This is a genomic window from Streptomyces sp. NPDC003023, assembly GCF_042888225.1.
Classification (GTDB): Bacteria; Actinomycetota; Actinomycetes; order Streptomycetales; family Streptomycetaceae; genus Streptomyces.
The window spans coordinates 927892-954033 of record NZ_JBIAPL010000001.1 but is presented as its reverse complement, the minus strand read 5'-3'; the positions used below and the strand labels follow the sequence as shown (position 1 = coordinate 954033).

General features: G+C 71.2%; 26 protein-coding genes. 12 read left to right on the top strand and 14 right to left on the bottom strand.

Annotation, left to right across the window (positions count from 1 at the left end):
* Positions 1–59: 59 nt before the first annotated feature.
* From ccrA to pssA, 7 genes are all read left to right on the top strand, one after another.
* Positions 60–1397, top strand: coding sequence for a crotonyl-CoA carboxylase/reductase (gene ccrA / locus ACFYV1_RS03960; protein ID WP_389393742.1), 1338 nt, complete (start codon positions 60–62; stop codon positions 1395–1397).
* A 4-nt stretch (positions 1398–1401) separates the two neighbouring features.
* Positions 1402–3450, top strand: a complete 2049-nt coding sequence (locus ACFYV1_RS03955) for a protein meaA (protein ID WP_389393741.1) — start codon at positions 1402–1404, stop codon at positions 3448–3450.
* Positions 3447–4439, top strand: coding sequence for an HpcH/HpaI aldolase/citrate lyase family protein (locus tag ACFYV1_RS03950; RefSeq protein WP_389393740.1), 993 nt, complete (start codon positions 3447–3449; stop codon positions 4437–4439). Before ACFYV1_RS03955 ends, ACFYV1_RS03950 begins: the two co-directional genes overlap by 4 nt.
* Before the next feature lie 5 nt (positions 4440–4444).
* Complete coding sequence (locus ACFYV1_RS03945; RefSeq protein ID WP_389394567.1) at positions 4445–4969, top strand: MaoC family dehydratase; 525 nt, start codon at positions 4445–4447, stop codon at positions 4967–4969.
* A 2-nt stretch (positions 4970–4971) separates the two neighbouring features.
* The gene (locus ACFYV1_RS03940; RefSeq protein WP_389393739.1) at positions 4972–6177 is read left to right on the top strand and encodes an acyl-CoA dehydrogenase family protein; all 1206 of its coding nucleotides are present in this window, start codon (positions 4972–4974) and stop codon (positions 6175–6177) included.
* A gap of 169 nt (positions 6178–6346) precedes the next feature.
* The gene (locus tag ACFYV1_RS03935) at positions 6347–7003 is read left to right on the top strand and encodes a phosphatidylserine decarboxylase (RefSeq protein WP_389393738.1); all 657 of its coding nucleotides are present in this window, start codon (positions 6347–6349) and stop codon (positions 7001–7003) included.
* On the top strand, positions 6990–7850 hold the full coding sequence (gene pssA / locus ACFYV1_RS03930; RefSeq protein ID WP_389393737.1) for a CDP-diacylglycerol--serine O-phosphatidyltransferase: 861 nt from the start codon (positions 6990–6992) through the stop codon (positions 7848–7850). The genes ACFYV1_RS03935 and pssA overlap by 14 nt, the downstream gene beginning before the upstream one ends.
* A gap of 113 nt (positions 7851–7963) precedes the next feature.
* Here pssA and ACFYV1_RS03925 read toward each other — a convergent pair whose 3' ends face one another.
* On the bottom strand, positions 7964–9574 hold the full coding sequence (locus tag ACFYV1_RS03925) for a hypothetical protein (protein ID WP_389393736.1): 1611 nt from the start codon (positions 9572–9574) through the stop codon (positions 7964–7966).
* 293 nt (positions 9575–9867) lie between these two features.
* Here ACFYV1_RS03925 and ACFYV1_RS03920 point away from each other — a divergent pair, with 293 nt between their 5' ends.
* A complete protein-coding gene (locus tag ACFYV1_RS03920) occupies positions 9868–10371 on the top strand; it encodes a GNAT family N-acetyltransferase (protein ID WP_389393735.1) in 504 nt (167 codons plus the stop codon).
* Here ACFYV1_RS03920 and ACFYV1_RS03915 read toward each other — a convergent pair.
* From ACFYV1_RS03915 to ACFYV1_RS03890, 6 genes are all read right to left on the bottom strand, one after another.
* Positions 10314–11273, bottom strand: coding sequence for a response regulator transcription factor (locus ACFYV1_RS03915; RefSeq protein WP_389393734.1), 960 nt, complete (start codon positions 11271–11273; stop codon positions 10314–10316). The two genes, ACFYV1_RS03920 and ACFYV1_RS03915, sit on opposite strands and share 58 nt — an antisense overlap.
* Before the next feature lie 466 nt (positions 11274–11739).
* A complete protein-coding gene (locus ACFYV1_RS03910; RefSeq protein ID WP_389393733.1) occupies positions 11740–12999 on the bottom strand; it encodes an ABC transporter substrate-binding protein in 1260 nt (419 codons plus the stop codon).
* A complete protein-coding gene (locus ACFYV1_RS03905; RefSeq protein ID WP_389394566.1) occupies positions 12996–14042 on the bottom strand; it encodes a branched-chain amino acid ABC transporter permease in 1047 nt (348 codons plus the stop codon). The genes ACFYV1_RS03910 and ACFYV1_RS03905 overlap by 4 nt, the downstream gene beginning before the upstream one ends.
* A gap of 295 nt (positions 14043–14337) precedes the next feature.
* Complete coding sequence (locus ACFYV1_RS03900; RefSeq protein WP_389393732.1) at positions 14338–15228, bottom strand: branched-chain amino acid ABC transporter permease; 891 nt, start codon at positions 15226–15228, stop codon at positions 14338–14340.
* Positions 15225–16019 (bottom strand): ABC transporter ATP-binding protein, encoded by a 795-nt coding sequence (locus tag ACFYV1_RS03895; RefSeq protein ID WP_389393731.1) that lies wholly within the window; start codon positions 16017–16019, stop codon positions 15225–15227. Before ACFYV1_RS03895 ends, ACFYV1_RS03900 begins: the two co-directional genes overlap by 4 nt.
* Positions 16016–16816: an ABC transporter ATP-binding protein gene (locus ACFYV1_RS03890; RefSeq protein ID WP_389393730.1), complete on the bottom strand. Its 801-nt coding sequence runs from the start codon at positions 16814–16816 to the stop codon at positions 16016–16018. Before ACFYV1_RS03890 ends, ACFYV1_RS03895 begins: the two co-directional genes overlap by 4 nt.
* Before the next feature lie 280 nt (positions 16817–17096).
* Between ACFYV1_RS03890 and ACFYV1_RS03885 the strand changes: the two genes are divergently transcribed.
* Complete coding sequence (locus ACFYV1_RS03885; protein WP_389394565.1) at positions 17097–17495, top strand: hypothetical protein; 399 nt, start codon at positions 17097–17099, stop codon at positions 17493–17495.
* 117 nt (positions 17496–17612) lie between these two features.
* On the opposite strand, the gene ACFYV1_RS03880 is transcribed toward ACFYV1_RS03885, so the two are convergent.
* The gene (locus ACFYV1_RS03880) at positions 17613–18746 is read right to left on the bottom strand and encodes a glycerate kinase (protein ID WP_389393729.1); all 1134 of its coding nucleotides are present in this window, start codon (positions 18744–18746) and stop codon (positions 17613–17615) included.
* A gap of 144 nt (positions 18747–18890) precedes the next feature.
* Positions 18891–19091 (bottom strand): DUF2191 domain-containing protein, encoded by a 201-nt coding sequence (locus ACFYV1_RS03875; protein ID WP_389393728.1) that lies wholly within the window; start codon positions 19089–19091, stop codon positions 18891–18893.
* Between the two features lie 139 nt (positions 19092–19230).
* Between ACFYV1_RS03875 and ACFYV1_RS03870 the strand changes: the two genes are divergently transcribed.
* Positions 19231–19965 carry an NAD-dependent deacetylase gene (locus ACFYV1_RS03870; RefSeq protein WP_389393727.1) on the top strand — a complete coding sequence of 245 codons (735 nt, stop codon included), beginning with the start codon at positions 19231–19233 and terminating at the stop codon, positions 19963–19965.
* Between the two features lie 108 nt (positions 19966–20073).
* On the opposite strand, the gene ACFYV1_RS03865 is transcribed toward ACFYV1_RS03870, so the two are convergent.
* Both ACFYV1_RS03865 and ACFYV1_RS03860 read right to left on the bottom strand, forming a co-directional pair.
* Positions 20074–20586: a methylated-DNA--[protein]-cysteine S-methyltransferase gene (locus tag ACFYV1_RS03865; RefSeq protein WP_389393726.1), complete on the bottom strand. Its 513-nt coding sequence runs from the start codon at positions 20584–20586 to the stop codon at positions 20074–20076.
* A 12-nt stretch (positions 20587–20598) separates the two neighbouring features.
* Complete coding sequence (locus tag ACFYV1_RS03860; RefSeq protein ID WP_389393725.1) at positions 20599–22074, bottom strand: AlkA N-terminal domain-containing protein; 1476 nt, start codon at positions 22072–22074, stop codon at positions 20599–20601.
* A 115-nt stretch (positions 22075–22189) separates the two neighbouring features.
* Between ACFYV1_RS03860 and ACFYV1_RS03855 the strand changes: the two genes are divergently transcribed.
* Positions 22190–22789: a DUF4291 domain-containing protein gene (locus ACFYV1_RS03855; protein ID WP_389393724.1), complete on the top strand. Its 600-nt coding sequence runs from the start codon at positions 22190–22192 to the stop codon at positions 22787–22789.
* Positions 22790–22903: 114 nt separating this feature from the next.
* On the opposite strand, the gene ACFYV1_RS03850 is transcribed toward ACFYV1_RS03855, so the two are convergent.
* The 3 genes from ACFYV1_RS03850 to ACFYV1_RS03840 are packed head-to-tail and all read right to left on the bottom strand — an operon-like array spanning position 22904 to position 25211.
* The gene (locus ACFYV1_RS03850; protein WP_389393723.1) at positions 22904–23437 is read right to left on the bottom strand and encodes an O-acetyl-ADP-ribose deacetylase; all 534 of its coding nucleotides are present in this window, start codon (positions 23435–23437) and stop codon (positions 22904–22906) included.
* Between the two features lie 8 nt (positions 23438–23445).
* Positions 23446–23760, bottom strand: coding sequence for a hypothetical protein (locus tag ACFYV1_RS03845; RefSeq protein WP_389393722.1), 315 nt, complete (start codon positions 23758–23760; stop codon positions 23446–23448).
* 35 nt (positions 23761–23795) lie between these two features.
* Positions 23796–25211, bottom strand: a complete 1416-nt coding sequence (locus tag ACFYV1_RS03840) for a phytoene desaturase family protein (RefSeq protein WP_389393721.1) — start codon at positions 25209–25211, stop codon at positions 23796–23798.
* A gap of 88 nt (positions 25212–25299) precedes the next feature.
* On the opposite strand from ACFYV1_RS03840, the gene ACFYV1_RS03835 reads away from it, so the two are divergent.
* The gene (locus tag ACFYV1_RS03835) at positions 25300–26094 is read left to right on the top strand and encodes a nucleotidyltransferase domain-containing protein (protein ID WP_389393720.1); all 795 of its coding nucleotides are present in this window, start codon (positions 25300–25302) and stop codon (positions 26092–26094) included.
* Positions 26095–26142 lie beyond the last annotated feature (48 nt).

Genomic DNA, 26142 nt, shown 5'->3' with positions numbered 1-26142 from the left:
CGCGCACGGACGCTCTTCTCCCCCGGACTCCGCCCGGGGGACCCCCTGGAGGCAACACCGTGAAGGAAATCCTGGACGCGATCCAGTCGACGGAATCGACGTCGGCCGACTTCGCCGCACTGAAGCTCCCGGAGTCGTACCGCGCGATCACCGTGCACAAGGACGAGACCGAGATGTTCGCCGGTCTCGAGACCCGGGAGAAGGACCCCCGCAAGTCGATCCACCTGGACGACGTGCCGGTGCCCGAACTCGGCCCGGGCGAGGCTCTGGTGGCCGTGATGGCTTCCTCGGTCAACTACAACTCCGTGTGGACCTCGATCTTCGAGCCGCTGTCCACCTTCGGGTTCCTCGAGCGCTACGGCCGCCTGTCGGAGCTGACCAAGCGCCACGACCTGCCGTACCACGTCATCGGCTCCGACCTCGCGGGCGTCGTGCTGCGCACCGGCCCCGGCGTGAACGCCTGGAACCCGGGCGACGAGGTCGTCGCACACTGCCTCTCGGTCGAACTGGAGTCCTCCGACGGCCACAACGACACGATGCTCGACCCCGAGCAGCGCATCTGGGGCTTCGAGACCAACTTCGGCGGCCTCGCGGAGATCGCGCTGGTCAAGTCGAACCAGCTGATGCCCAAGCCCAAGCACCTCAGCTGGGAGGAAGCCGCGGCCCCGGGCCTGGTCAACTCCACCGCGTACCGCCAGCTGGTCTCCCGCAACGGCGCCGGCATGAAGCAGGGCGACAACGTCCTGATCTGGGGAGCGAGCGGCGGACTCGGCTCCTACGCCACCCAGTTCGCGCTGGCCGGCGGCGCCAACCCGATCTGTGTCGTCTCCAGCGACCAGAAGGCGGACATCTGCCGCTCCATGGGCGCCGAGGCGATCATCGACCGCAACGCGGAGGGCTACAAGTTCTGGAAGGACGAGCGGACCCAGGACCCGAAGGAGTGGAAGCGGTTCGGCAAGCGCATCCGCGAGTTCACCGGCGGCGAGGACATCGACATCGTCTTCGAGCACCCGGGCCGCGAGACCTTCGGCGCCTCCGTCTACGTCACCCGCAAGGGCGGCACCATCACCACCTGCGCGTCGACCTCTGGCTACATGCACGAGTACGACAACCGCTACCTGTGGATGTCGCTCAAGCGGATCATCGGCTCGCACTTCGCCAACTACCGCGAGGCGTGGGAGGCCAACCGCCTGATCGCCAAGGGCAAGATCCACCCGACGCTGTCCAAGGTCTACTCCCTCGAGGACACCGGCCAGGCCGCGTACGACGTGCACCGCAACCTCCACCAGGGCAAGGTCGGCGTCCTCGCGCTGGCGCCGCAGGAGGGCCTGGGCGTCAAGGACCCGGAGATGCGCGAGAAGCACATCGACGCGATCAACCGCTTCCGGAACGTGTGACGACATGACGGAGCAGCGCAAGAAGGACCGGCCCTGGCTCATGCGGACGTACGCCGGTCACTCCACGGCCGAGGCGTCCAACGAGCTGTACCGGCGCAACCTCGCCAAGGGCCAGACGGGTCTGTCGGTCGCCTTCGACCTGCCGACCCAGACCGGTTACGACCCCGACCACATCCTCGCCCGCGGCGAGGTCGGCCGGGTCGGCGTGCCGGTGTCCCACCTCGGCGACATGCGCAGGCTGTTCCAGGACATCCCCCTGGAGCAGATGAACACCTCGATGACCATCAACGCCACCGCGATGTGGCTGCTGGCGATGTACCAGGTGGTCGCCGAGGAGCAGGGAGCGGACATCCGCCTGCTCCAGGGCACGACGCAGAACGACATCGTCAAGGAGTACCTGTCGCGCGGGACGCACGTCTTCCCGCCCGGTCCTTCGCTGCGCCTGACCACCGACATGATCACGTACACGGTGGCCAACATCCCCAAGTGGAACCCGATCAACATCTGCAGCTACCACCTGCAGGAGGCCGGCGCCACGCCGGTCCAGGAGATCGCGTACGCGATGTCCACCGCGATCGCCGTGCTCGACGCCGTCCGTGACTCGGGCCAGGTGCCGACCGAGAAGTTCGGTGACGTGGTCGCCCGTATCTCGTTCTTCGTGAACGCGGGCGTCCGGTTCGTCGAGGAGATGTGCAAGATGCGGGCCTTCGGCCGCATCTGGGACAAGGTCACCCGCGAGCGGTACGGCATCGAGAACGAGAAGCAGCGCCGCTTCCGCTACGGCGTGCAGGTCAACTCCCTGGGCCTGACGGAGGCGCAGCCGGAGAACAACGTCCAGCGCATCGTCCTCGAGATGCTGGCCGTGACACTGTCCAAGGACGCCCGGGCCCGTGCCGTTCAGCTGCCCGCCTGGAACGAGGCGCTGGGTCTGCCCCGGCCCTGGGACCAGCAGTGGTCGCTGCGCATCCAGCAGGTGCTGGCGCACGAGTCCGACCTCCTGGAGTACGAGGACATCTTCGCCGGTTCGCACGTCGTCGAGGCCAAGGTCGGCGCCCTCGTCGACGAGTGCCTGGCGGAGATCGACCGGATCCAGGAGATGGGCGGCGCGATGGCGGCCGTCGAGTCCGGCTACCTCAAGTCGCGGCTGGTCTCCTCGCACGCCGAGCGGCGGGCTCGGATCGAGGCGGGCGACGAGAAGATCGTCGGCGTCAACATCTACGAGACGACAGAGGAGAACCCGCTCACCGCGGATCTCGACACGGCGATCATGACGGTCGACCCGGCGAACGAGGCGCGGGTCGTCGCGAAGCTGCACGAGTGGCGCGCGGACCGGGACGAGTCCCGCGCCGCCGAGTCGCTCGCCGCCCTGAAGAAGGCGGCCGCGGGGACCGAGAACCTGATGGCGGCCACCGTCGAGTGTGCGCGTGCGGGCGTCACGACCGGCGAGTGGGCCTGGGCGCTGCGTGACGTCTTCGGCGAGTTCCGTGCGCCGACGGGCGTCAGCAGCGCCCCGGTGGCGGTCACCGCGGAGGCGGGCACCCCGCTCGCCGTCGTACGCGAGAAGGTGTCGCGCACCGCGGACGAGCTGGGCGTCGGCCGGCTGCGGCTGCTGGTCGGAAAGCCGGGCCTGGACGGGCACTCCAACGGCGCCGAGCAGATCGCCGTACGCGCCCGTGACGCCGGGTTCGAGGTGGTCTACCAGGGCATCCGGCTCACGCCCGAGCAGATCGTCTCCGCCGCCCTCGCGGAGGACGTGCACTGCGTGGGCCTGTCCATCCTGTCCGGCTCGCACGCCGAGCTGGTGCCGGACGTGCTGCGGCGGCTGCGAGAGGCCGGCGCGGCCACTTCCCCCGGGCCCGGCGGCCCGGGAGACACCCCTGTACCGGTGATCGTCGGCGGGATCATCCCGAACGCCGATGCCGCAGAGCTGAAGGCGGCGGGAGTGGCCGCCGTCTTCACCCCGAAGGACTTCGGTATCACGGAGATCATCGGCCGTATCGTCGACGAGATCCGTACAGCGAACAAGCTCGACCCTCTGGAGGTCCCCGCATGACCACGCCTGTGCACCCGGTGAACCGTCTCCGTCCGCGCCGTTCCTGCCTGGCCGTGCCGGGCTCGAACCCGCGCTTCCTGGAGAAGGCCCAGGGTCTGCCGGCCGACCAGGTCTTCCTGGACCTGGAGGACGCCTGTGCGCCGCTCGCCAAGCCGGACGCGCGCCACACCATCGTGAAGTTCCTCAACGAGGGCGACTGGACCGGCAAGACGCGTGTGGTGCGGGTCAACGACTGGACCACTCACTGGACGTACCGTGACGTCGTCACCGTCGTCGAGGGCGCCGGCCAGAACCTCGACTGCATCATGCTGCCGAAGGTGCAGGACGCCCAGCAGGTCGTCGCGCTGGACCTGCTGCTCACGCAGATCGAGAAGACCATGGGCTTCGAGGTCGGCAAGATCGGCATCGAGGCGCAGATCGAGAACGCCCGGGGTCTCAACAACGTCAACGAGATCGCGCAGGCCTCCCCGCGCGTCGAGACCATCATCTTCGGCCCGGCCGACTTCATGGCCTCGATCAACATGAAGTCGCTGGTCGTCGGCGAGCAGCCGCCCGGTTACGACGCCGACGCGTACCACTACATCCTGATGAAGATCCTGATGGCCGCCCGGGCCAACAACCTCCAGGCGATCGACGGTCCCTACCTGCAGATCCGCAACATCGACGGCTACCGCGCGGTCGCGCAGCGCGCCGCGGCGCTCGGCTTCGACGGCAAGTGGGTGCTGCACCCGGGCCAGGTCGAGGCGTCCAACGAGATCTTCTCGCCCTCCCAGGAGGACTACGACCACGCCGAGCTGATCCTCGACGCGTACGACTACTACACGTCCGAGGCCGGCGGCAAGAAGGGCTCGGCGATGCTCGGCGACGAGATGATCGACGAGGCCAGCCGCAAGATGGCACTGGTCGTCTCCGGCAAGGGGCGTGCGGCCGGCATGCAGCGGACCAGCAAGTTCGAACTGCCCGATTCGGAAAAGAAGACGGAGGCGTGAGCGAGATGCAGTTCGGACGCACCTACGAGGAGTTCGAGGTCGGGGCGGTCTACAAGCACTGGCCCGGGAAGACGGTCACCGAGTACGACGACCATCTCTTCTGTCTTCTGACGATGAACCACCACCCCCTCCACATGGACGTCAACTATGCGGAGAACACGACGGACTTCGGCAAGAACGTCGTCGTGGGGAACTACATCTACTCCCTGCTGCTCGGCATGTCCGTGCCGGACGTCTCCGGCAAGGCGATCGCCAACCTGGAGATCGAGTCCCTGCGCCATGTGGCGCCGACGTTCCACGGCGACACGATCTACGGCGAGACGACGGTCCTCGACAAGACCCCCTCGAAGTCGAAGAACGACCGCGGGATCGTCTACGTGGAGACCAAGGGCTACAAGCAGGACGGCACCATGGTCTGCGTCTTCCGGCGCAAGGTGATGGTTCCGACCGAGACGTACATCAAGGAGCGCGGCGGTGAGCAGCCCGGCCGGCCGGTGCTGATCGAGCCCTCGAAGAAGGCGGAGAAGTAGTCATGGCGCGACTCGCCCGGACCGCAGGTCTGACCGACGTCCAGCAGGAGATCCTGTCCACCGTCCGGGATTTCGTCGACAAGGAGATCATCCCTGTCGCGACCGAGCTGGAGCACAAGGACGAGTACCCGCAGGAGATCGTCGACGGTCTCAAGGAACTCGGTCTGTTCGGCCTGATGATCCCGGAGGAGTACGGCGGCCTGGGCGAGTCCCTTCTCACGTACGCGCTGTGCGTCGAGGAGATCGCCCGCGGCTGGATGTCCGTCTCCGGCATCATCAACACGCACTTCATCGTGGCGTACATGCTCAAGCAGCACGGCACGCAGGAGCAGAAGGACACCTTCCTGCCGCGCATGGCGCTCGGCGAGGTGCGCGGCGCGTTCTCGATGTCGGAGCCGGGTCTCGGCTCCGACGTGTCGGCCATCACGTCCAAGGGCGTCAAGGACGGCGACGAGTACGTCCTGAACGGCCAGAAGATGTGGCTGACGAACGGCGGCACGTCGACTCTGGTCGCCGTTCTGTGCCGGAGTGACGAAGGACACCCGGAGGGCACCGCGCCGCACAAGTCGATGACGACCTTCCTCGTGGAGAAGGAGCCCGGTTTCGGTGAGGTCCGCCCCGGCCTCACCATCCCCGGGAAGATCGACAAGATGGGCTACAAGGGCGTCGACACGACCGAGCTCATCATGGACGGACTGCGCATTCCGGCCAATCGGGTCCTCGGCGGGACCACCGGCCGAGGGTTTTACCAAATGATGGACGGCGTCGAGGTCGGCCGCGTGAACGTCGCGGCGCGTGGTTGCGGTGTCGCACAGCGTGCCTTCGAACTGGGTGTCTCCTATGCCCAGCAGCGTCACACTTTCGGCAAACCGATCGCCTCCCACCAGGCCATTCAGTTCAAGCTGGCCGAAATGGCCACCAAGGTCGAAGCCGCGCATGCGATGATGGTGAACGCAGCACGCAAAAAGGACTCCGGGGAGCGAAACGACCTGGAGGCAGGGATGGCGAAGTACCTCGCCTCCGAGTACTGCAAGGAAGTCGTCGAGGACGCCTTCCGTATCCACGGCGGCTACGGCTTCTCCAAGGAGTACGAGATCGAGCGCCTCTACCGCGAGGCCCCGATGCTGCTGATCGGCGAGGGTACCGCCGAGATCCAGAAAATGATCATTGGTCGTCGGCTGCTCGAGGAGTACCGATACCAGGGTTGATTGTCGCTTTTGAGTCGGTTACGGCCGGAAGATGATCACACCCTGTCATCATCTTCCGGCCGCCGACTCGGCTTCTGGCTTTCCCAGTTGCGGGTCGTAACCGATACGATCGCGGGAAAGCCGCCGTCCCCCGTTGCCAGCGCGGCATCATCCGCTACGAAGGTCATCCATGCCCCACAGCCAAACCTCTGCACCTCGCGACAGCCTCCGTGGCGTACGTATCGCTCGCGGAGCATCGCCGTGGCTTCTGCCGACCGTCGCCACCGCCGCACTCAGCCTGCTCCGGTCCCGCCGCTCCCGGCGGGCCGCGGCCGTAGCCGTGCCCACCACCGCGCTCGCGGCGGGCATGCTGTGGTTCTTCCGCGACCCCGAGCGCGAGATCGCACAGGGCCGGGTCATCTCGCCCGCCGACGGTGTGGTGCAGAGCATCATGCCGTGGAAGGACGGACGCACCCGCGTCGCGATCTTCATGAGCCCGCTCAACGTCCACGTCAACCGCGCGCCGCTGGCCGGCACGGTGACGTCGGTCGAGCACGTCCCCGGCGGCTTCGTCCCGGCGTTCAACAAGGAGAGCGAGAACAACGAGCGCGTTGTCTGGCACTTCGACACCGAACTCGGTGACATCGAGATGATCCAGATCGCCGGCGCCGTCGCGCGGCGGATCGTCCCGTACATCCCGCAGGGCACCAAGGTCGAGCAGGGTGAGCGCATCGGCCTGATCCGCTTCGGATCGCGCGTCGACATCTACCTCCCGGAAGGTGTGGACGTCGCCGTCGAGGTCGGTCAGACCACGACCGCGGGGGTGACTCGAATTGACCGTGGTTGATCCCGAGACACAGGCGACGAACTGGGTCGACGACGCCGAGGACGGCGACGCGGAGGAAATGCCGCTGTCACTGAGGCTGTCGATAGCGGACACCCTCACGCTCGGTAACGCGACGTGCGGATTCATGGCGGTGTACTTCACCACCACCGGGATCCTCATCCCGCACCTCTCCGGCGACGAGTCGGGCATGGCCCGCAACAGCGCGGCCACGGCCGTGATACTGATGCTGTGCGCGGCCGTGTTCGACCTGTTCGACGGCCTGGTCGCCCGCAAGCTGCGGTCGTCACCGATGGGTGCGGAGCTGGACAATCTCTCCGACCTGATCAGCTTCGGTCTGGCGCCCGCGTACTTCGTGCTCGTGTACGGCATGGTCGCGAGCGACGCGCATGAGCGGGTCGCGGCGGTGGGCGCGATCGTTGTGCTTCTGGCGGTGGTGCTGCGGCTTGCCCGCTTCTCGTGCGTCACCGTGAAGGACGGCACCTTCCAGGGCATGCCGTCGCCGTTCGGCGCACTCACGGTCGTCTCGATCGTGCTGCTCGAGCTGCCGTTCGAGGCGACGCTGCTTGCGGTCGTCGGTACCGCATGGCTGATGGTGAGCCGGGTCGAGTACCCGAAGCCGCGGGGCGTCCTCGCGGTGGCGGTGCTCTGCTGGATCGTGGCGGCCATGGGCATGCTGGCGGCGTGGGCCTTCGACGCGCCGGGCGGCCAGGTGCTGCTGCAGATGGGCTGCGCGCTGCAGATCGTGATGGCGGCGACCATCCCGCTGTTCGCCACGGCACGCAGGGTGAACACCTTCCGTGACAACCGGCGCGAGAGCCGCGAGGCACGGGCGGCGCAGATCCCGTAGCCCGCCTCTTGCGTGAGCCCGAGGGGCCCGGACCGAATCTCGATTCGGTCCGGGCCCCTCGCGTTCTCCCCTCGCGTTCTCTCCGCCATCCTCCCGATGTTCTGCCGGGCCGGTCACAGCCGCTCGTACACCGTCACCCGACGCCCGCGGACCTGCTGGTCCGCCACCACCGTGAAGGACTTCTCCAGGACGGCCATCTTCGCCTTGTCCCTGGCCGCCGACACCGGCCGGGCCACCTCGGGCGTATCGGTGACGAGCATGATCCGCTGCTGCGCCAGCATCGCGGCCCGTATGCGCTCCGGGCTCGCCTCCTCGCCCTTCAGCGTCCCGGACGCCACAGGACTCACCGCCAGCGCTATGTCCCGCAGACCGGCGAACGCGGCGGGGGAAACCAGCGCGGTGTCGCGCCGGGCCGCCGGAACGAAGACAACCGCGTCGCCGTCCTTCTTGAGCTGTCGCACATCCGCCGCCACCGCCAGGACGTCGTCCACGCGGCTGGCCGGGGACCGCTTGGCCAGCGACTGCGGCCACAGCGCTACCACGGCCACGGCGACCACGGCCGGCACCAGCCACCGTGACCCTCGGGGGAACCGCGGCTCGGCCCTCCGTGCCACCGCACCCAGTGCAGCGCCGATCAGCAGGGCCAGGCCCAGCATGCTGAACAGGACATAGCGGTCGAGGAAGAGCGGCTTGACCAGGGAGACGCCGATCAGGCCGATCTGCGGCACCGCCAGCAACGGCAGGGCGACGGAGGCCAGTGACGGTCTGCCCACCCCTGGCCGGTCCAGCAGGGCCCCGAGAGCGCCGATTGCCAGCAGGACCGCCGGGCCGATCAGCATGTGCCAGGTCAGCGGGGGAATCCAGGACACCTGCCGGGACTGGGTCATGGTGAAAAGGATCATCGGCAGGGCGGCGGCCACGGCGGCCGTGACAGCCGCTGCCCAGCGGATCCATGTCCGGCGCCCGGTTCTCGTCCAGGCCAGGGTCACCGCGTGCGCGGACAGTATCAGCAGCGACAGCCAGTTGAGCAGCGCGCACAGCAGGACCGTGCCACCGTAGGCCGCCCAGTGCGCCTTCCGGTCGCGTCCCTGCAACGCGGTCACCAGCAGCAGCGTGGCGATGCCGGCGCCCGCCGCGACCAGTGCGTACGGGCGTCCCTCCTGGAGGTAGAACTGCACGGCCGGGATCAGCCCGAACGCCAGCCCTCCGCCCAGTCCCGCCCAGGTACCGGCCAGCCGGTGGCCGATGACCGTCACACACGCCGCCGCCACCGCCATGGCCAGCACGGAGGGCAGACGCAGGGTCGTGATGCCGGGCCCGAAGCATTCGAAGAGCCCGTGCATCAGCAGGTAGTACAGACCGTGCACGGCATCGACGTCCCCCAGCATGTGCCAGATGCCGGCGACGGGCCGCCGGGCGACCTGCCAGGTCGCGGCCTCGTCCCGCCACACGCTGTGCTGCCGGGACAGCCCCCACAGGCCCAGGGCGAGGGTCCACAGCAACGGTATCGGCCACAGGGGCGGGCGGCGCCGCAGGACGTTCGGGCGGCGGTTCCCGGAGCCGTCCGGGTTCCCCGAGCCGCTCTCATCCGTGATCGCCACCGGCTCGCCCCGGCCGGCACCGAGCCGCAGGCCCTTGAACGGGGCCCGGCCCCGGACCGGGTGGTTCAGGTCCCGAACACGGAGCACGGGCACGGGCGCGGGCTCGGTGTCGGAGTTGCTCATGTGATGTGCCCTCGGGCAGCCGCTGCCGCGTCACCACGTGACGCCGCGGTGGCGCGGCAGGGCAGAGGCGCCCAACTGTCCCGCGGATGACAGGCTTTCCCGGTGATCATGAGACAACGCCCCCGTGAATCGTCCCCACTGTGCGCGAGAGAGGTCAGCCCCTCGCGATAGGTGCCGATCGTAGGCCAAGGTGATCATCGGACAAAGAAAAAGGCGACCAACTTACCCGCGGCGCAATCACATTGCGCCGCGAAGGCGACAAGTACCGATCTCCCGTGGGGCAGGGTGGGGGCATGACCACATACGAGACGATGCCGTTCCACCTCGAGACCGAGCGCCTGATACTGCGGCCGTGGGCCGAGTCGGACGCCGCCGAGTTCAGCGCCCTTCTCTCCGAACGCGGCGACGGGACGCCCACGGTCGAGCACATCCGGACCGCCATCGCGAAGCTGCTCGCCGCGACAAGGACCACGGGGATCGCCCTGCTGCCCGTCCAGCGCCGTGTGGAAGGCGACTTCATCGGCTACTGCGGGTTGATCATCGGCCGCTCCACCCTGGAGGAGCCGGAAATCGCGTACGAGTTGTTCCGGCGCGCGCACGGACGCGGCTACGCCACCGAGGCGGCCGGCGCGGTGCTCGATGCCGCTGTCGCCACCGGGCGCAAACGGCTCTGGTCGACCGTCGGCACGTGGAACACGGCGTCACTCCGTGTCCTCGAGAAGCTCGGGTTCGAGCGGGATCACGTTTCCACGGAGGACAACGGCGAAGTGGCGTGGCTCACGCGCTCGTTGCCGTGACACGAGGTCGCCGGTGCGCTCATGGCCGGCCCGATCGCGGTGAGGTCCTCTCGTGCCCTCGTCTGTCGCACGTCGGGCGCCGGTGCGTGGCGCGGGGCGTCCAGGTCGAGCAGGCCGAGCCGCTGCGCGTGCAGCACGGCGGTGAGGCGGTCCGGGGCGTCCAGCTTCCGGTACACGCTCTGCAGATGCTTGTGGACGGTCCGCACCGACACGTGCAGCCGACGTCCTATGGTCTGCGCGGGCAGGCCCTCGGCGAGCAGCCGCAGGACCGCGGTCTCGCGCGGGGTGAGGCCGAGGGCGGACGTCCGCGCTCCGGACGGGCATGCCGCACGGCGCTCTCCTGCCCCGAGTCCCGACGACGCGTAACCGGTCAGCAGCTCGTACTGGGCCGCGGCCGCGCGCAGCAGCGGCTGAACGGCCGCCGCGTACCGCAGGGCCCGCTCGTCGAAGTCGGGGCCGGCGCGGTGGATCAGAAAGCCCAGCACCGGGTCGCCGGGGCCCGGCAGGGGCAGGCCCAGCATGTGGTCGGTCCCGAAGTGCCGGCGCAGGACGCTCGCGGTCTCGCTGTTCCGCCACCGGGCGCCGGTGAGCTGGTCCGCGGTGCGCGGTGCGCGGTCCTGGCAGGTGCCGTAGTGCCCGGCGAAGGGGTAGCCCTCCCGGATCAGGCGTACGGCCCGTCGCGAGGGCACTTCCGCGGCGCTGCCCGCCCCTCTTCGCCACGCCCGCACGGGCCCGCCGTCGGCGGCCCACTCGCCGTCCTTGGCGACCACCACGTCACCGCCGAGCGCGCGCATCAGTTCCTCCGCCACGGCACGCCACAGATGGTCCGGATCCCTGGTCTCCAGGAGACTCACGGCGAGCTCCAGCATGCGTGCGTAGTCGTTTCCTGCCAGGTCGGACATTCCTCTGCCTTTCGCGTCCCCCTGCCTGTTCAGAGAGCACCGCGCAACGATGAGCGCGGCGTACGGAGCAGCTTGCCGCAGCGGAGCCGACCGTGGCCAGCGGGTGTCCGGCCGTCAATACGCAGTTGTCCCCATGGCGGGGGGTGATCGGGCTCGGCGATAGTTCAGGCGGGGTCGGCGCGCCGGCGGTCCGCCACGGGGGTTCGGACCGAAGGCGGCGGACCTTGCCCCCGCGACCGGAGGTGTGCGTATCGCCGCCTCCGGTGTCGTCGTCGGGTGCGGCGCCGTGCGCGGCGCCGATCAGGGTGGGGACGATCAAGGTGGGGACGGTCGTCTCCCCCCGGCGAGAACTCCCCGTCGTGGCGGCCGAGGGCCCTCGCGACGGGACGCCCTCGCCCCTCGCCCCCATGAGCCGGGGGACGAGGGGCGAGCGGCGAGCGGCGAGCGGCGAGGGGCGCTGCGGCGGCTACGACGCCGACGGCCGGAAGGACTTCGCCGCCTGTGACGCCGTCCCCGGACGGACCACCTTCAGGCCGCCGGGCACCGACTTGTCCGGCTTCATGATGAAGCTCTCGCGGGTGGACGGCGCCGCCGGGTCCGACAGGTCGTGGGTGATGCCGAAGTCGCTCTTGTACGCGTTGAGCGTCAGCAGCGCCTTGTCGACGCCCTCCCGCGTCAGGTCCTTGTCGGCGCACGCCTTCTTCAGCGCCTCGCCGAAGACCGTGGCCGCCGTGTAGCCGGCGATCACACCGTTGTCGAGGCCGTCCTTCGGATACTCGGCGGCGTACTCCTTGGCCAGCTTCGACGGTCCGGGCTCCGGCGCGCCGATCGGGAGTGTGGACGAGGCGATGTAGAAGTCCTTGGCGAGCGCCGGTCCCGCCGGCGTCGCCAGCAGCTGCGGCGCGAACGCCGAGTTGTTGCCGACGATCGGCACGTCGAAGCCGCCCGCCGCCGCCACCCCCGCCAGGGACGCCGCCTGCCGCGGACCCGCGCTGAGCAGGATCGCCTTGACGCCCGCCTTCTTCAGGGCCGCGACCTGCGCCGACATGTCGTTGTCCGTCGGTTTGATCTTCTGCTCGACGACCGTGAGGCCCGCCTGCTGGGCGGCGTACTCGGAACCGGCGAGCGCGTTCTCTCCGTAGTCGCCCTCGAAGAAGACGTGACCGATCGTGTCTCCCTCGGCGATGCGCTTCTCGGCGAGGAGGAAGTCGACGGCGTTGATCGTCTCGACGTCGTACGTGGCACCGAGGACCCGGACGTACGGGCTGCCCAGCAGGTTCGCGGACCAGGCCTGGGGCAGAACGAGGCCCTTGTCCCGGCCGTCGACGCGTTCCTTGACGGCCGCGACGAACGGCGAGCCGATGAACTGCGCGAAGCCGAGCACCTGCGGCTCGAGTTCGGTGTATCCGGCGACGGCCTTCTGCGGGTCGTAGCCGTGGTCGCGGACCGTCAGCTCGATCTTCCGGTCGCAGATGCCGCCGGCCGCGTTGGTCTGCTTCGCCCACAGCTGCTGCGCCTGGGTGACGGACTTGCCGAGGGAGGCGTAGACGCCCGTCATGTCGGTGAGCACACCGAGCGTGATCGCCTTGTCGGTGACCCCCTTGTCGGTCCTGACTCCCCCGGCGCCCTTGGTGTCGCCGTCGCCGCCGGTGGCCTTGCTGCTGCAACCGGCCGTCACCGTCAGCGCGAGGACGGCGAGGACCGCCGCGTACGTTCTTGACTTCATTTCTTCTCCCGAGGGGACGGAACGAGGCGGGTGAGTCCGCCGGGCAGGAACAGCACGACCGCGACGACCGCCGCGCCGTACAGATAGCGGGACGCCTCTCCCGGTGAGACGCCGCCGGTGCCCGGTGCGGAGACCAGGGGCAGGGCGTCGCTCCAGCGGGTGAGGATCTGGGGAAGCAGCGAGACGAAGACCGCGCCGACGACGGCTCCCGCGACCGAGCCGAGACCGCCGATGACGATCATGGCCAGATACTCGAGGGAAAGGATCATGCCGAAGTACTCGGGCACGGTCCGCTGGAAGATCAGGGCCAGCAGGACGCCGGCGAGACCCGCGTACATCGAGGACAGCACGAAGACCGCGGCGCGGTAGCGGGCGACCGGAACGCCCATCACGCCGGCGGCGATGCGGTGGTCCCGCAAAGCGTTCATCGCCCTGCCGGGCCGGCCACGGAGCACTCCGCGGGCGAAGAGGCCGCACAGCAGGAGCGCGACGAGCGCGACGTACCAGAGCTTCTCCATGGACTGGAAGGGCACGGCGGCGACGAGGAGCTCGCTGTCGTCGAACTCGAATCCGAAGAGGGAGAGCGGAGGAACCGAGCGGCCGTTGAAACCGCCGGTCAGGTCACGGGCGTTGAACAGCACATGCTGGCCGACGAAGATCAGCGCGAGCGTGGCGATACCGAGGTACGCCCCGCGCAGCCGGCCGGCGATGGGACTGAACACCCCGCCCGCCAGACCCGCGAGAAGCACCGCGAGCACGGCCGCCAGCCACGTCGGCAGACCCAGACCGACCAGTTCGTGACCGCTCTCCACGTCGTTGCCGCCGGCCATGACGCAGTAGCCGTACGCACCGACGGCCAGGAAGAAGGCGTGACCCATGGAGAGCTGGCCGGTCGCGCCGGTCAGCAGGTTGATGCCGATGGCGCCGATGGCCGCGGCCATCGCGAACAGGCCCGCCTGGAGCCAGAACCGGTCGAGGTAGAAGGGCAGCGCGAGGAGGAGGAGCGAGAGGCCGGCCCAGACGTGGGCACGGGGGCGGGGCAGGCCGCGGCGGCCCGGTCGTGCCGCAGCCGGGGGCTCGGGCGGTGCGCCCGCCGGGGTCGTGCCGCCGGTGGGCGCCCCGGTCCCGGAACCGGTGCCGGTGGGTGTCCCGGTGCCGGAGCCGGTGCCGGTGCCGGTGGGTGTCCCGGTGCCGGAGCCGGTGCCGGTGCCGGTGCGGGAGTCGGTGCCTGTGCCGGTGCCGCTGTCGGTGCCGGAGCGGGAGTCGGCGCCGCTGTCGGAGCCGCTGTCGGCCGATGCGTGCGGGGACGGGGGCACGGCGGGGGCCGGGCGTGGGGTGTCAGACACGGGCGAGCTCCTTCGTGCCGAAGAGGCCGGCCGGCCGCGCGAGCAGCACGAGCAGCATCACCAGGTACGGGGCGAGGTCACCGATGCCTCCGCCGAGGAAGGTCAGTTCGCTCTGGTAGCCCGTCGCGAACGACTCGGTGACCCCGACGATCAGACCCCCGGCCAGCGCACCCGTGGTCGAGTCCAGGCCGCCGAGGATCGCGGCGGGGAACGCCTTGAGGGCGGCGAGGGAGGTGGCCCGTTCCAGGCCGGGTGTCGGGAAGACGGTCAGGAACAGTGCCGCGACCGCGGCGAGCGCGCCGGCGACCGCCCAGGCCGACATGGACACCCGGCCGAGACGTACCCCCATCAGCGCGGCCGTCTGCGGGTTCTCGGCCGCGGCACGCATGGCCACGCCCCACGACGTGTATCGGAAGGCGAGGAGGAACGCCGTGATGAGCAGGGCCGCCGCGACGAACGCCGCGATCCGGGTCTGGGCGATGGTGATCTCTCCGAGGCTCACCACCCGGTCGCCCCACGGGTCGCCGAGCGCCAGCACGTCGGTGCCGATCAGCCGGGTGAGCTCGGTGGTGAGCAGGATGTCGACGCCGATGGTGACGATGGCGAGGACGCTGTGGTCGGAGCCCCGGTAACGGCGCATCACCAGGAAGTCGACGGCGGAGCCGACGACCGCGGCACCCGCGATCCCGACGGCGAGCGCCGGCCAGAAGCCGAGGTCGTCGTGGAGGACGGCGGTGATGTAGCCGCCCGCGAGAAGCAGCGAGGCGTGGGCGAAGTTGACCACCTCCGTCGCCTTGAAGATGACGACGAAGCCGAGCGCGATCAGGGCGTAGACGGAGCCGATCGACAGCCCGCCGAGGAGGAGTTCGGTGAACGTGGTCACGGCGTGGCCTCCGTACCGAGGTACGCCTGTACGACTGCCGGATCGCTCTGCACCCGGGCGGGTGTGCCGCCCGCGATACGGCGTCCGAAGTCGAGCACGGTCACGGTGTCCGCGAGCCGCATCACAACCCCCATGTCATGTTCCACGAGCACGATCGATATACCGAGGCTGTCGCGCACGCCGGCCACGACAGCGGCGGTCTGCCGCCGCTCGTCGGCGGTCATGCCCGCGACAGGCTCGTCGAGGAGCAGGATCCGGGGCTCCATGCACAGGGCACGGGCCAGCTCCACGAGTTTCTGTTTTCCGTAGGGGAGTTCGCCGGCGGGACGGTCGAGGTCGTCCGCGAGACCGACGAACTCGGCGATCTCCGCCACGCGTTCGCGGTGCCGCCGCTCCTCGCGAGCCGCCGACGGCAGCCGCAGTCCCGCGGCCACGAACCCGGTACGGGTGAGCCGGTGGCGGCCGAGCAGCAGGCTGTCGGCGACGGTGGCGTGCGGCGGGAGGGCGAGGTTCTGGAACGTACGGGCCACGCCGAGCGCCGCGATGCGGTGGGGCGGGAGTCCGGTGAGCTCGTCGTCACCGAAGCGGACGCTGCCGGATGTCGCCCGGTAGACACCGGAGAGCACGTTGAACGTGGTCGACTTGCCGGCGCCGTTCGGGCCGATGACGGCGTGCACACTGCCCGGCTCGACGGTGAAGGACACCCCGTCGAGCGCGGTGAGGCCGGCGAAACGGACGGTCACGTCCTCGACGGCGAGCGTCGCGTCCGCGGGGGTCGTCGTCGTGGTCACGCCGACCACCTCCGCAGTGCGGGCGCGGCGCGCTCGGCCCGGTCGGCGTCCTGCGCGGCCGTCTCGTCGACGACACCGAGGTAGCGGCGACGGACCTCGTCGGAGGCGGCCAGCTCGTCGGCCGGGCCGGCGAGCGCGACCTCGCCGACGTCCAGGACGTATGCGGTGGAGGCGAGGCGCAGCGCGATCGCCGCGTTCTGCTCGACGAGCAGGACCGGTGTGCCGGCCGCGTTGATCTCCTGGACCGTCTCCGCGATCCGCGCCGCCATCAGCGGCGCGAGACCGAGCGAGGGCTCGTCGAGGAGGAGCAGCCGGGGCCTGGCCATCAACGCCCGCCCCATGGCGAGCATCTGCTGCTCGCCGCCGGACAGGAGTCCCGCCTTCTGATGGGCCCGGTCGGAGAGCACGGGGAACAGTTCGTGGACGCGGGCGAGCGCGGCGGCGGACTCCCGCCGCCCGCGCACGCCGAGCGTGCCGGCCCGCAGATTGTCCGCCACGGTCATCCGGGCGAAGACCTGGCGGCCTTCCGGTACCTGGACGACCCCGGCCGCCACGACCCGGGCGGCGCTGAGGCCGTCCAGCGGGCAGCCCTCGAAACTGATGCTCCCGGCGGTGACCTGCCCTCGCTGGAACGGCAGTGTGCGTGACACCGCTCGCAGCAGGGTGGACTTGCCGGCGCCGTTGCCGCCGAGCACGGCGACGACGGCACCCTCGGGCACCTCGACGGAGACGTCCCGCAACGCCCGTACGGGCCCGTACCCCACGGACAGCGCCCGCACCTCCAGCGCGGCGGCCATACGCAACCCCTTGTCCGGCTCGCCGGTCGTCGGCTCGCCTGTCGGGGGCCAACATCAGCACCGGACGGGCGGCGGGGTCGAGGCCCGCGGCCGGGTTCGCTGCGTCCGACCAGCGGCGCCGGGGTCACGTTGTGCGTGCGCACAGCGAGTGCGGAACGGGGCAGGCGGGCGCCGTGCACAGGGCGGCCTCCGCCGCCGCGGGGCGTGTTCCCCGCCGGGTCGCGTACGCACCCCACGGACGCCGGGCGGCCGTCACCCGGTGTCGGTGCCCTGCGGCATGATGACCGCCATGGACACCGGGATACTCGTGGACGTCTGGAAGCGGCTCCTCGCCGACCCTCACAAGTCGTGGGTGCTGTTCGAGCACGGCACCTGTGTCGTGCTGACCGCTCCGGAGGGAGAGCTCGCCGAGCAGGCCACCGAGATCCTCGGGCAGTTCGGCCCGGCGCGGGCCGGATCCTCGGCAGGGGACTTCGGGGTGATCGACCCCGAGGATGCCGAGGGCTGGGTCGTCACCGGGCATCACAACGACGTTCTCACCTATGTCGGCCCTGACGAGCCCGGTGACCGGTCGGAGATCGCCGTCGGGCTGTGCGGGCGGTCCAAGCGTCATCGGGACGGCACCGAGCTGAGCGTCGTCCATGTCGAGGACAACCGGGCTTCGGCCGATTCGGCGTGAAGGCCTGAGAGTCTCCGGCGTCGAGCGCCGGGGCGCCCGAACACCGCGTCGGGCGCGGTGTTCGGGGCAGGGGGCGTCAGGCGGGGGAAGGGCCGCCGTCCCCCGAGCGGCCGGACGTCAGGACAGGAAGTCGCGTGCGATCGACTCCGCGACCCGTTCCAGCAGCGGTCCGGCCTCAGCCATGCACTTCGCCGGGTCGGGTTCGATCGCGGTCAGGGCGTACGCGCGCCGGATGCCCGCGTGGCCCAGGGCCTCCGGAGGGAGGGCCAGCCGGCCGCACACCGCGATGACCTCGATGCCGCGGGCACGGGCGGCCGCCGCGACGCCCGCGGGAGCCTTGCCGTGCAGGGTCTGCTCGTCGAGTGAGCCCTCGCCGGTGATGACGAGCGTGGCCCGGTCCAGCGCGGGGGCGAAGCCCAGTACGTCGAGCATGACCTCGATGCCGGGGCGGAAGCTCGCGCCGAGGGCGACGAGGGCCCCGTAGCCGATGCCGCCGGCCGCGCCCGCGCCGGGCGAGTCCGCCGGGCCGGGGCCGAGGACGGAGGCGTAGTGCGCGAGCGCCGCGTCGAGGACGGCGACGTCCTCCGGCGTGGCGCCCTTCTGGGGACCGTAGACGGCCGGGGCGCCCTTCGGGCCGGTGAGCGGGTTGTCGACGTCGCTGGCGAGGATCAGGTCCACGTCCTCGAGACGGGCGTCGAGTCCGGACAGGTCGGCCGTGGCGAGTTCGCGCAGTCCTCCCCCACCGGGCGGCACCGGCGCTCCAGAGGCGTCGAGGAAGCGCGCGCCGAGCGCGGTCAGCATCCCGGCCCCGCCGTCGGTGGTCGCGCTGCCGCCGACGCCGAAGACGATCGTGCGCGCGCCCGCGTCGAGCGCGGCGCGCAGCAGCTCTCCCGAGCCGTACGTGGTCGCCGTCAGCGGTGCGAAGACGCCCGCCGGCAGGTGCTGGAGGCCGGACGCCTCCGCCATCTCGACCACGGCGGTGCCGTCCCGCAGGGCGAACGCCGCGGTGAGGGCCTCGCCGCGCGGCCCCGTGACCCGGACCTCGCGGCGTTCGAACCCCGCGGCCACCGCCGCGGCGACCGTGCCGTCGCCGCCGTCGGCCACGGGCAGGGCCTCCACGGCCAGGCCGGGCACCACACGCCGGAGGCCGGCCGTCACCCGCTCCGCGACCTGCACGGCCGTGAGCGAGCCCTTGAACTTGTCAGCCGCGACGAGCACACACGCGGGCTGAGTAACTGCTCCGTCCGTCACCTTGCATCCCTTGCTATCGAACAGGCAGTCGCGCCGCCACGACCCTATCGGCAGCGCCGGAGGGCGTGCCACCCCTCATCGTCCGACATCGCAGGGGCCGGATGGTGGTGAAACACGAACGCGTGCCGCGTGTCGACCGCGCGGTCAGCCCTGGTGATCGGGAGGCGTGAGATCACGCTCGGTGCGGGCCTCGTCGCGTGCCGCCACCCGCGCCTCCGTCCGGTGACCGCGCTCGATGTAGTCGCGTACGACCAGTTCGACGGCGTCCTGCGGGTTGCCCACGCCCGCGAGCACCATGACCTCGACAACGAGTTCCGCATCCAGACTGACCGAGACCTTCGCCATGGGCGGACGGTAGCACCGGCGGTGCCCGCGAGGTGGGCGAACGGACGAGCGGGCTGCGCACGCCCGTCCACGCTCCGGGGGCCGGGGGCCGGGCAAAAGATCTCGCGAACGCCCGGGCGGGCTGCGTAGGCTCGATCGTATGACTCTCGTCGCGATCCTCAGCGGCGCCGGCATCTCCACGGACTCCGGCATCCCCGACTACCGTGGCCCGCAGGGCCTTTGGCGGCGTGATCCGGAAGCCGAGAAGCTGGTCACGTACGACTGCTACATGTCCGACCCCGACATCCGGCGCCGCTCCTGGATCATGCGGCGCGAGAGTTCCACCTGGAACGCGGAGCCGAACGTCGCGCACCGCGCCGTGGCCGAGCTCGACCGGCGTGCGGGGGTCGCGGTTCGGGTCATCACCCAGAACGTGGACGGGCTGCACCAGCGCGGCGGTATGCCCGACCGCAAAGTGCTCGAACTCCACGGCACGGCACGCACGGTGACCTGCACCCGCTGCCACGTCAGGACGCCGATGGCGGACGCGCTGGCGCGGGTGGTCGCCGGTGAGGATGACCCCGCGTGCACGGCGTGCGGCGGGATCCTGAAGTCGGCGACGGTCATGTTCGGCGAACGGCTCGACCCGGCAGTCCTCGGTCAGGCCATGGCCGTCGCCAAGGCGTGCGAGGTGCTCGTCGCGGTCGGCACGACGCTCAAGGTCCAGCCTGCGGCGTCGCTCGCCGGCGTCGCGGCCGAGCACGGCGCACGGCTGATCATCGTGAACGCCGAGCCGACGCCGTACGACGAACTGGCCGAGGAGGTCGTGCGGGAGCCGATCGGGACGGCGCTTCCCGCGCTGCTGGAGCGGCTCGCAGACGGCGCCAAGTCCTGACTGGTGCCGCGACCGGCAATGTCTGCCCGTGAAGGAGCGTCGCCCTGTGCGTGCGAAGGCGCGTGCTGGGCGGCGCGACAGGGCAGAACTTGCCGGGACGGGCACTGACTAGAACAGCGCTTCGTCGCCCGCGCCGCGCTCGAAGGCGAGCAGCCGCCGCTTGCGGTCGAGGCCCCCGCCGTAGCCGACGAGGCCACCGGAGGAGCCGACGACGCGGTGGCAGGGCACGATGATGCCGATCGGGTTCTTGCCGTTGGCGAGGCCGACCGCACGGGAGGCGCCCCGGTTGCCGAGTTCCTCCGCCAGCTCGCCGTAGGTGCGGGTCTCGCCGTACGGGATCTCCCGCAGCCGCTCCCAGACCCGGTGCTGGAAGGGCGTGCCCTCGAAGTGCATCGGCAGGTCGAAGCGGGTGAGCCGGCCCGCGAAGTACGCGTCGAGCTGGTCGATCGCCGCGCCGAAGGGCGTCTCGTCGTGGTCCCCGAAGGTCTCCTCCGCGGGCCGGTGCCGCTGGTCGGTCATGTAGAGACCGCTGAGCACGCCGTCGGTGGCAACCAGGGTGAGCGGGCCGTAGGGGCTGTCGACGACAGTGTGGCGCCTGGTCGTGGTGGTGGGGCTGGTCATGGCTGGACTTCCTTAGGCGGGAAGGTGGTTGATGGGGTGGTCGTCCGACGCCCACAGGTACTGGACCGCGTACGCCCGCCAGGGGCGCCAGGCCGCCGCGCGTGCGGTGAGGGCCGCGGGCGTGGCCGGCAGGCCCAGTTCGGCGGCGGCGCGCCGCATGCCGAGGTCGGTGGGCAGGAAGGCGTCCGGGTCGCCGAGGGCGCGCATCGCGATGACCTCGACGGTCCACGGCCCGAAGCCGGGCAGGCCGGCGAGCTGGGCGCGTGCCCGGTCCCAGTCGCTGCCGGGGTCCAGCTTCAGCGTCCCGTCGGCGAGGGCGGCGACCAGCGTGGTCAGGGTCGTACGGCGACTGCGGGGCAGTGCCAGGGACTGAGGGTCGAGGGCCGCGAGCGCCTCGGACGTCGGGAAGAGGTGGGTGAGACCGCCCTCCGGGTCGTCCACCGGCACACCGTGCGTCCGGACCAGCCGGCCCGCGTGGGTGCGGGCCGCGGCCGTCGAGACCTGCTGGCCGAGGACGGCCCGTACGGCGAACTCGGCCGCGTCGACGGTGCGCGGCACGCGCCGGCCCGGCGCCTTGTCGACCAGCGGGGCCAGCAGCGGATCGTTTCGCAGCTGGTCGTCGACGGCGGCCGGGTCGGCGTCGAGGTCGAGCAGCCGGCGGCATCTGCTGATGGCGATGGTCAGGTCCCGCGGATCGGTGAGGGACAGCCGGCAGGCGATGTGGTCCGGGTGCGGGGTGAGGGCGACGATCCCGTGCCCGTACGGCAGGGAGAGCGTGCGCCGGTACGCCCCGTCCCGCCACTCCTCCACGCCCGGCACACCGGTCGCCGCGAGGTGGCCGAAGAGGTTGCTCGGGTTGAGCGGTGCCCGGTACGGAAGCCTGAGCGCGATCACTCCGGGGGTGGGCGAGGGCGCGGTGCGGGCGCGTCCGGCCCGCTCGCGCAGCTCGCTCGGGGCGAGTGCGAAGACCTCGCGCACGGTGTCGTTGAAGGTACGGATGGAGGAGAAGCCGGCCGCGAACGCGACCTCGGCCATGGGCAGCGTGGTCGTCTCGATGAGCAGCCGCGCCGTCTGCGCGCGCTGTGCCCTGGCCAGGGCGAGCGGCCCCGCGCCCAGTTCGGCCAGCAGTTGGCGCTCGACCTGCCGGGCCGAGTAGCCGAGCCGCGCGGCGAGGCCCGGCACGCCCTCACGGTCGACGACGCCGTCCGCGATCAGGCGCATGGCCCGCGCGACGGAGTCGGCTCGGGCGTTCCACTCGGGCGAGCCGGGGCTGGTGTCGGGCCGGCACCGCTTGCAGGCCCGGAAACCGGCCTGCTGGCAGGCGGCGGCGCTCGGGTAGAAGGTCATGTTCTCGACCTTCGGCGGCACGACCGGGCAGCTGGGGCGGCAGTAGATCCGCGTGGTCAGCACGGCGGTGAAGAACCATCCGTCGAACCGCGCGTCCTTCGACCGGACGGCGCGTACGCAGCGCTCGATGTCGGTGTGCATGCGTCCAGAATGATGCCTTCGCCCCGCGAGGGCTGGCGGGAATCCGACATCAGCCTCGCACTGCCAGGGCGAAAACCAGTTCCATGTCTCCTCGGGTGCTGGTTGGGTTCGCTCCATGTCGCAGAGCCCCACGCACGAGGTCCGTGCGGTCTTCACGGACGAGACGATCACCGTGTACCAGGCGTACGCCGCGTCGATCGCGGACCCCGCGCTCGAGGCCGGGACTTTCGTCGACCCGTTCAAGCGCGGCCGGATGACGTGGATCAAGCCGTCGTTCCTGTGGATGATGTACCGCTGCGGCTGGGGCGCGAAGCCCGGCCAGGAACGCGTTCTGGCGATCGACATCACCCGGCGGGGGTTCGAGTGGGCGCTCTCCCACTCCTGCCCGAGCCACTTCGACCGGTCCCGTTTCGCCACCGGGGCCAAGTGGCGCGCCGCGCTGAAGTCCAGTCCGGTGCGGGTCCAGTGGGACCCGGAGCGGGATCTCGGGCTGAACCCGCTGCCGCACCGGGCGATCCAGATCGGGTTGTCGGGGCCGGCCGTCGAACTGTACGTGGACGAGTGGATCACCGGAGTCCGTGACGTGACGGCTCTGGCCCGCGAGGTCCGCGGGACGGTGGCGGACGGGGACCTCGGCGCGGCTCGTGCGCTGCTTCCGCCGGAGCGGGTGTATCCGCTTCCGGCGGAGGTCGCCGAGCGTGTCGGGGCTCATTGACCGCCTCGGACATGCTCGCGACGGACGGGGCGAGGCGTCGGACGGGACCGACCGCACGGACCGGTGCGCGGGCATGCGGTCCCGGCGGCCGGGCCCGGGTGAGGGCCGTCCAGGTCAGGTGCTGGACGCGAGAGCGGTCTCGAAGGCCGCGTACGCCGTCTCGTCGAACAGGACGAAACGCACCTCGGTGACCGGCTCGCGCGCCGCCTCCAAGGCCGTGCGGACCGCGATCCGGGCGCCGTCGTCGATGGGCCAGCCGTAGACGCCGGTCGAGATCGCGGGGAACGCCACGGTCCGCGCCCCGAGTTCGGCCGCGACGCGCAACGACTCCCGGTAGCAGGAGGCCAGCAGCTCGGAGCGGTCCTCCGATGTGCTGTGGACCGGGCCGACGGTGTGGATGACGTGCGCCGCGTCGAGCCGCCCGGCAGTGGTGGCGACGGCCTGTCCGGTGGCCAGCCCCTTGCCGTAGTGGGAGGCGCGCAGGGCCCGGCACTCCGCGAGGATCTCGGGTCCGCCCCTGCGGTGAATGGCACCGTCGACCCCGCCGCCGCCGAGCAGGGAGGAGTTGGCCGCGTTGACGATCGCGTCGGCGTCCTGCTCGGTGATGTCACCGCGGACGAGGGTGATGGTCGGTGCGGTCTGCTTCATGGGCTCCATCATTCCTCCCGTCGCCCGCCCTGCACGATCAGGCGCGCGATCCGCTCACGCGGCCCAGCCGGCTCGTCGGCGACCGCGGCGAGGCGCGCGTCGTCGGGCTCGACGCGCGCCGCGAGCGGCTCACCGGTGAGCAGGCAGGCGCGCCGCAGGTGCGTCGGCGGATGGGTGGCGTCGACGGTGTGGCCGCGCAGCACACTCACTCGACGCTGCCGTTCGAGCTCACTGCCCGGTGTCGAGTCGATGTGGGCCGCCAGTCGCTCCCAGAGTCCGCGCCACGTCTCCGCGTACGACGTGTCTCCCGGTTGACCGTCCACCGCCCGCCGCGCTGACCAGCCCGTTCCGGTCCGGATCAGCGCCGGCGCAGGTGGCGCCACACCGCCTTCGCCGCGTGGTGGCCGGACATGCCGTGGACGCCCGGGCCCGGCGGGGTCGCGGAGGAGCAGATGAAGACCGCGGGGTGGGCGGTGGCGTAGGGGACGCGTGCGAGCCTCGGGCGGATGACCGTCTGGAGGCCGGCGAACGCGCCGCAGGCGATGTCGCCGCCGACGTAGTTGGCGTTGCGCGCGGCGAGTTGGGGTGGGCCGGCGACGGCCCGGGCCAGGACCAGATCGCGGAAGCCGGGTGCGAAGCGCTCCAGTTGGCGTTCGACGGCCTCGGTCGCGTCACCCTCCCAGCCGGCCGGCACATGGCCGTACGCCCACAGGACGTGCTTGCCCTCCGGTGCTCTGGACGGATCGATCACGCTCGGCTGGGCGGTGATGAGGAAGGGGGCCTCGGGAGCGCGGCCGGAGACCGCCGCGGCGAGCGCGCTCTCGATCTCGGCGGCGGTGGGGCCGATGTGCACGGTCCCGGCGGACCGGGCCTCCTTGGCCGTCCAGGGCATCGGACCCGACAGCGCGTAGTCGAGCTTGAAGGCGGACGCGCCGTACTTGTAACGCCAGTACGCCTGGCCGAGGCCGGCGATCCGGGCGAGCGCGGTCGGTGAGGTGTCGAAGATGTACGACCGGGCCGGGGGCAGCTCGTCGAGCCGCTTGACGGTGGTGCCGGTGTGGATGGTGCCGCCGTGTTCCCGCAGGCAGGAGGCGAGGGCGTCGGAGATCGACTGCGAGCCGCCCCGTGGGACGGGCCAGCCGACCTCGTGCGCGGCGAGCGCGAAGAGGAGGGCGATGCCGCCGGTGGCCAGGCCGCTGGTGGGGGCGATGGCGTGCGCGGCGAGCCCGGCGAGCAGGCCCTTGGCCTTCTCGCCGTGGAAACGGCGCGCCAGCATGCTCGCGGGCCGGATGGCGTCGAGGCCGAAGCGGACGTATCGGTAGGGGTCGCGGGGCAGGCCGTCCCAGGGAGTGCGCAGGAAGTCCGCGGCGAGGTCGTCCCAGTGGCCGAGGTAGGGCGCGACGAGTCTGCGGTACGCGCCGGCGTCGGCCGCGCCGAAGGACATGGCGCTCTCGCCGACCGAACGGCTGAGCACCGCGGCGCTCCCGTCGGGAAACGGGTGGGCGAGCGGCAGTTCGGGATGCAGCCACTCGAGGCCGTGCCGGGCGAGGGGCAGGTCGGCGAAGGCGGGCGAGCCGATGCCCAGCGGATGGACGGCGGAACAGGGGTCGTGGCGGAAGCCGGGGAGGGTGAGCTCCTCGGTCCGTGCACCGCCTCCGACGGTGTCCATGGCCTCGTGGACGGCGACCGAGAAGCCTCGGCGGGCCAGTTCGACCGCGGCGGTCAGCCCGTTGGGGCCCGCCCCCACGACGACGGCATCGAGCATCGACGGCACCTTCGGACTCCTTTGTCAGCCGACGGCCAGGGGACCCAAGGATATTCCCGGGCGATGACATCGCGTGGCCCGGTACTGTCCGGTCGCGATGAACGACACGATCGAATCCATGGCGGAGCGGCTCGCGCGCGTGCCAGGCGTGCGCGCGGTCGCGCTCGGCGGCAGTCGGGCACGGGGCACGCACAGGCCGGACTCCGACTGGGACCTGGGCCTCTACTACCGGGGCGAGGTGGATGTCTCCGCGCTGGCCGCACTGGCGGCGGAGGTGACCGGCGGACCGGTGGAGGTCGCGGGGCCCGGCGGATGGGGGCCGTGGGTCAACGGCGGTGCGTGGCTGTCGCTCGACGGTGTGCCGGTGGACTGGATCCTGCGCGACCTGGACCGCGTCGAGCGGGTCTGGGCGGACTGCCTGGACGGGCGGTACGAGACGGGGACGCAGCCCGGTCATCCGCTGGGGTTCTGGTCCCCGGCGTACGCGGGCGAGGTGGCGCTGTGCCGGGTACTGGCCGACCCTGCGGGCGAGTTGACGGCGCTGCGGGAACGCACGCGTCGGTACCCGGAGCCGTTGCGGCGTGCGCTGGTCGGGGCCGCCTGGGAGGCGGAGTTCTCTGTGGCCGCGGCGGCCAAGTCGGTCGGGGCCGGGGACACCCTGCATGTGTCGCTGTGCCTGTCACGGGCGTTCGGAGTGCTGGCGCAGGCGCTGCACGCCCACCATCGGGTGTGGTGCCTGAACGAGAAGGGCGCGCTGGCCGCGGCCGCTGCGCTGCCGGGAGTGCCCGCGGACTTCACGGCCCGGGTGTCGGCGACGCTCGGCGGTCTGGACGCGGCGGCGGTGGCGGACGCCGGCGAGCTGGTCCGGGAGGTACGGGCGCGGCTGGCGTGACCGGCCACCGCCAACCGCCCGCCGCAGCCGCCCCACGCATCCGCCCCA

What these genes read in the sequence shown, in the direction of transcription:
- ACFYV1_RS03855 (WP_389393724.1), top strand. Translation starts at nt 22,190, where the DNA reads ATGTCGCAGAGCCCCACGCACGAGGTCCGTGCGGTCTTCACGGACGAG.
- ACFYV1_RS03835 (WP_389393720.1), top strand. Translation starts at nt 25,300, where the DNA reads ATGAACGACACGATCGAATCCATGGCGGAGCGGCTCGCGCGCGTGCCA.
- ACFYV1_RS03945 (WP_389394567.1), top strand. Translation starts at nt 4,445, where the DNA reads ATGCAGTTCGGACGCACCTACGAGGAGTTCGAGGTCGGGGCGGTCTAC.
- ACFYV1_RS03885 (WP_389394565.1), top strand. Translation starts at nt 17,097, where the DNA reads ATGACCGCCATGGACACCGGGATACTCGTGGACGTCTGGAAGCGGCTC.
- ACFYV1_RS03860 (WP_389393725.1), bottom strand. Translation starts at nt 22,074, where the DNA reads ATGCACACCGACATCGAGCGCTGCGTACGCGCCGTCCGGTCGAAGGAC.
- ACFYV1_RS03920 (WP_389393735.1), top strand. Translation starts at nt 9,868, where the DNA reads ATGACCACATACGAGACGATGCCGTTCCACCTCGAGACCGAGCGCCTG.
- ACFYV1_RS03850 (WP_389393723.1), bottom strand. Translation starts at nt 23,437, where the DNA reads ATGAAGCAGACCGCACCGACCATCACCCTCGTCCGCGGTGACATCACC.
- ACFYV1_RS03910 (WP_389393733.1), bottom strand. Translation starts at nt 12,999, where the DNA reads ATGAAGTCAAGAACGTACGCGGCGGTCCTCGCCGTCCTCGCGCTGACG.
- ACFYV1_RS03890 (WP_389393730.1), bottom strand. Translation starts at nt 16,816, where the DNA reads ATGGCCGCCGCGCTGGAGGTGCGGGCGCTGTCCGTGGGGTACGGGCCC.
- ACFYV1_RS03950 (WP_389393740.1), top strand. Translation starts at nt 3,447, where the DNA reads ATGACCACGCCTGTGCACCCGGTGAACCGTCTCCGTCCGCGCCGTTCC.
- ACFYV1_RS03935 (WP_389393738.1), top strand. Translation starts at nt 6,347, where the DNA reads ATGCCCCACAGCCAAACCTCTGCACCTCGCGACAGCCTCCGTGGCGTA.
- ACFYV1_RS03875 (WP_389393728.1), bottom strand. Translation starts at nt 19,091, where the DNA reads ATGGCGAAGGTCTCGGTCAGTCTGGATGCGGAACTCGTTGTCGAGGTC.
- ACFYV1_RS03870 (WP_389393727.1), top strand. Translation starts at nt 19,231, where the DNA reads ATGACTCTCGTCGCGATCCTCAGCGGCGCCGGCATCTCCACGGACTCC.
- ACFYV1_RS03915 (WP_389393734.1), bottom strand. Translation starts at nt 11,273, where the DNA reads ATGTCCGACCTGGCAGGAAACGACTACGCACGCATGCTGGAGCTCGCC.
- ACFYV1_RS03925 (WP_389393736.1), bottom strand. Translation starts at nt 9,574, where the DNA reads ATGAGCAACTCCGACACCGAGCCCGCGCCCGTGCCCGTGCTCCGTGTT.
- ACFYV1_RS03865 (WP_389393726.1), bottom strand. Translation starts at nt 20,586, where the DNA reads ATGACCAGCCCCACCACCACGACCAGGCGCCACACTGTCGTCGACAGC.
- ACFYV1_RS03955 (WP_389393741.1), top strand. Translation starts at nt 1,402, where the DNA reads ATGACGGAGCAGCGCAAGAAGGACCGGCCCTGGCTCATGCGGACGTAC.
- ACFYV1_RS03940 (WP_389393739.1), top strand. Translation starts at nt 4,972, where the DNA reads ATGGCGCGACTCGCCCGGACCGCAGGTCTGACCGACGTCCAGCAGGAG.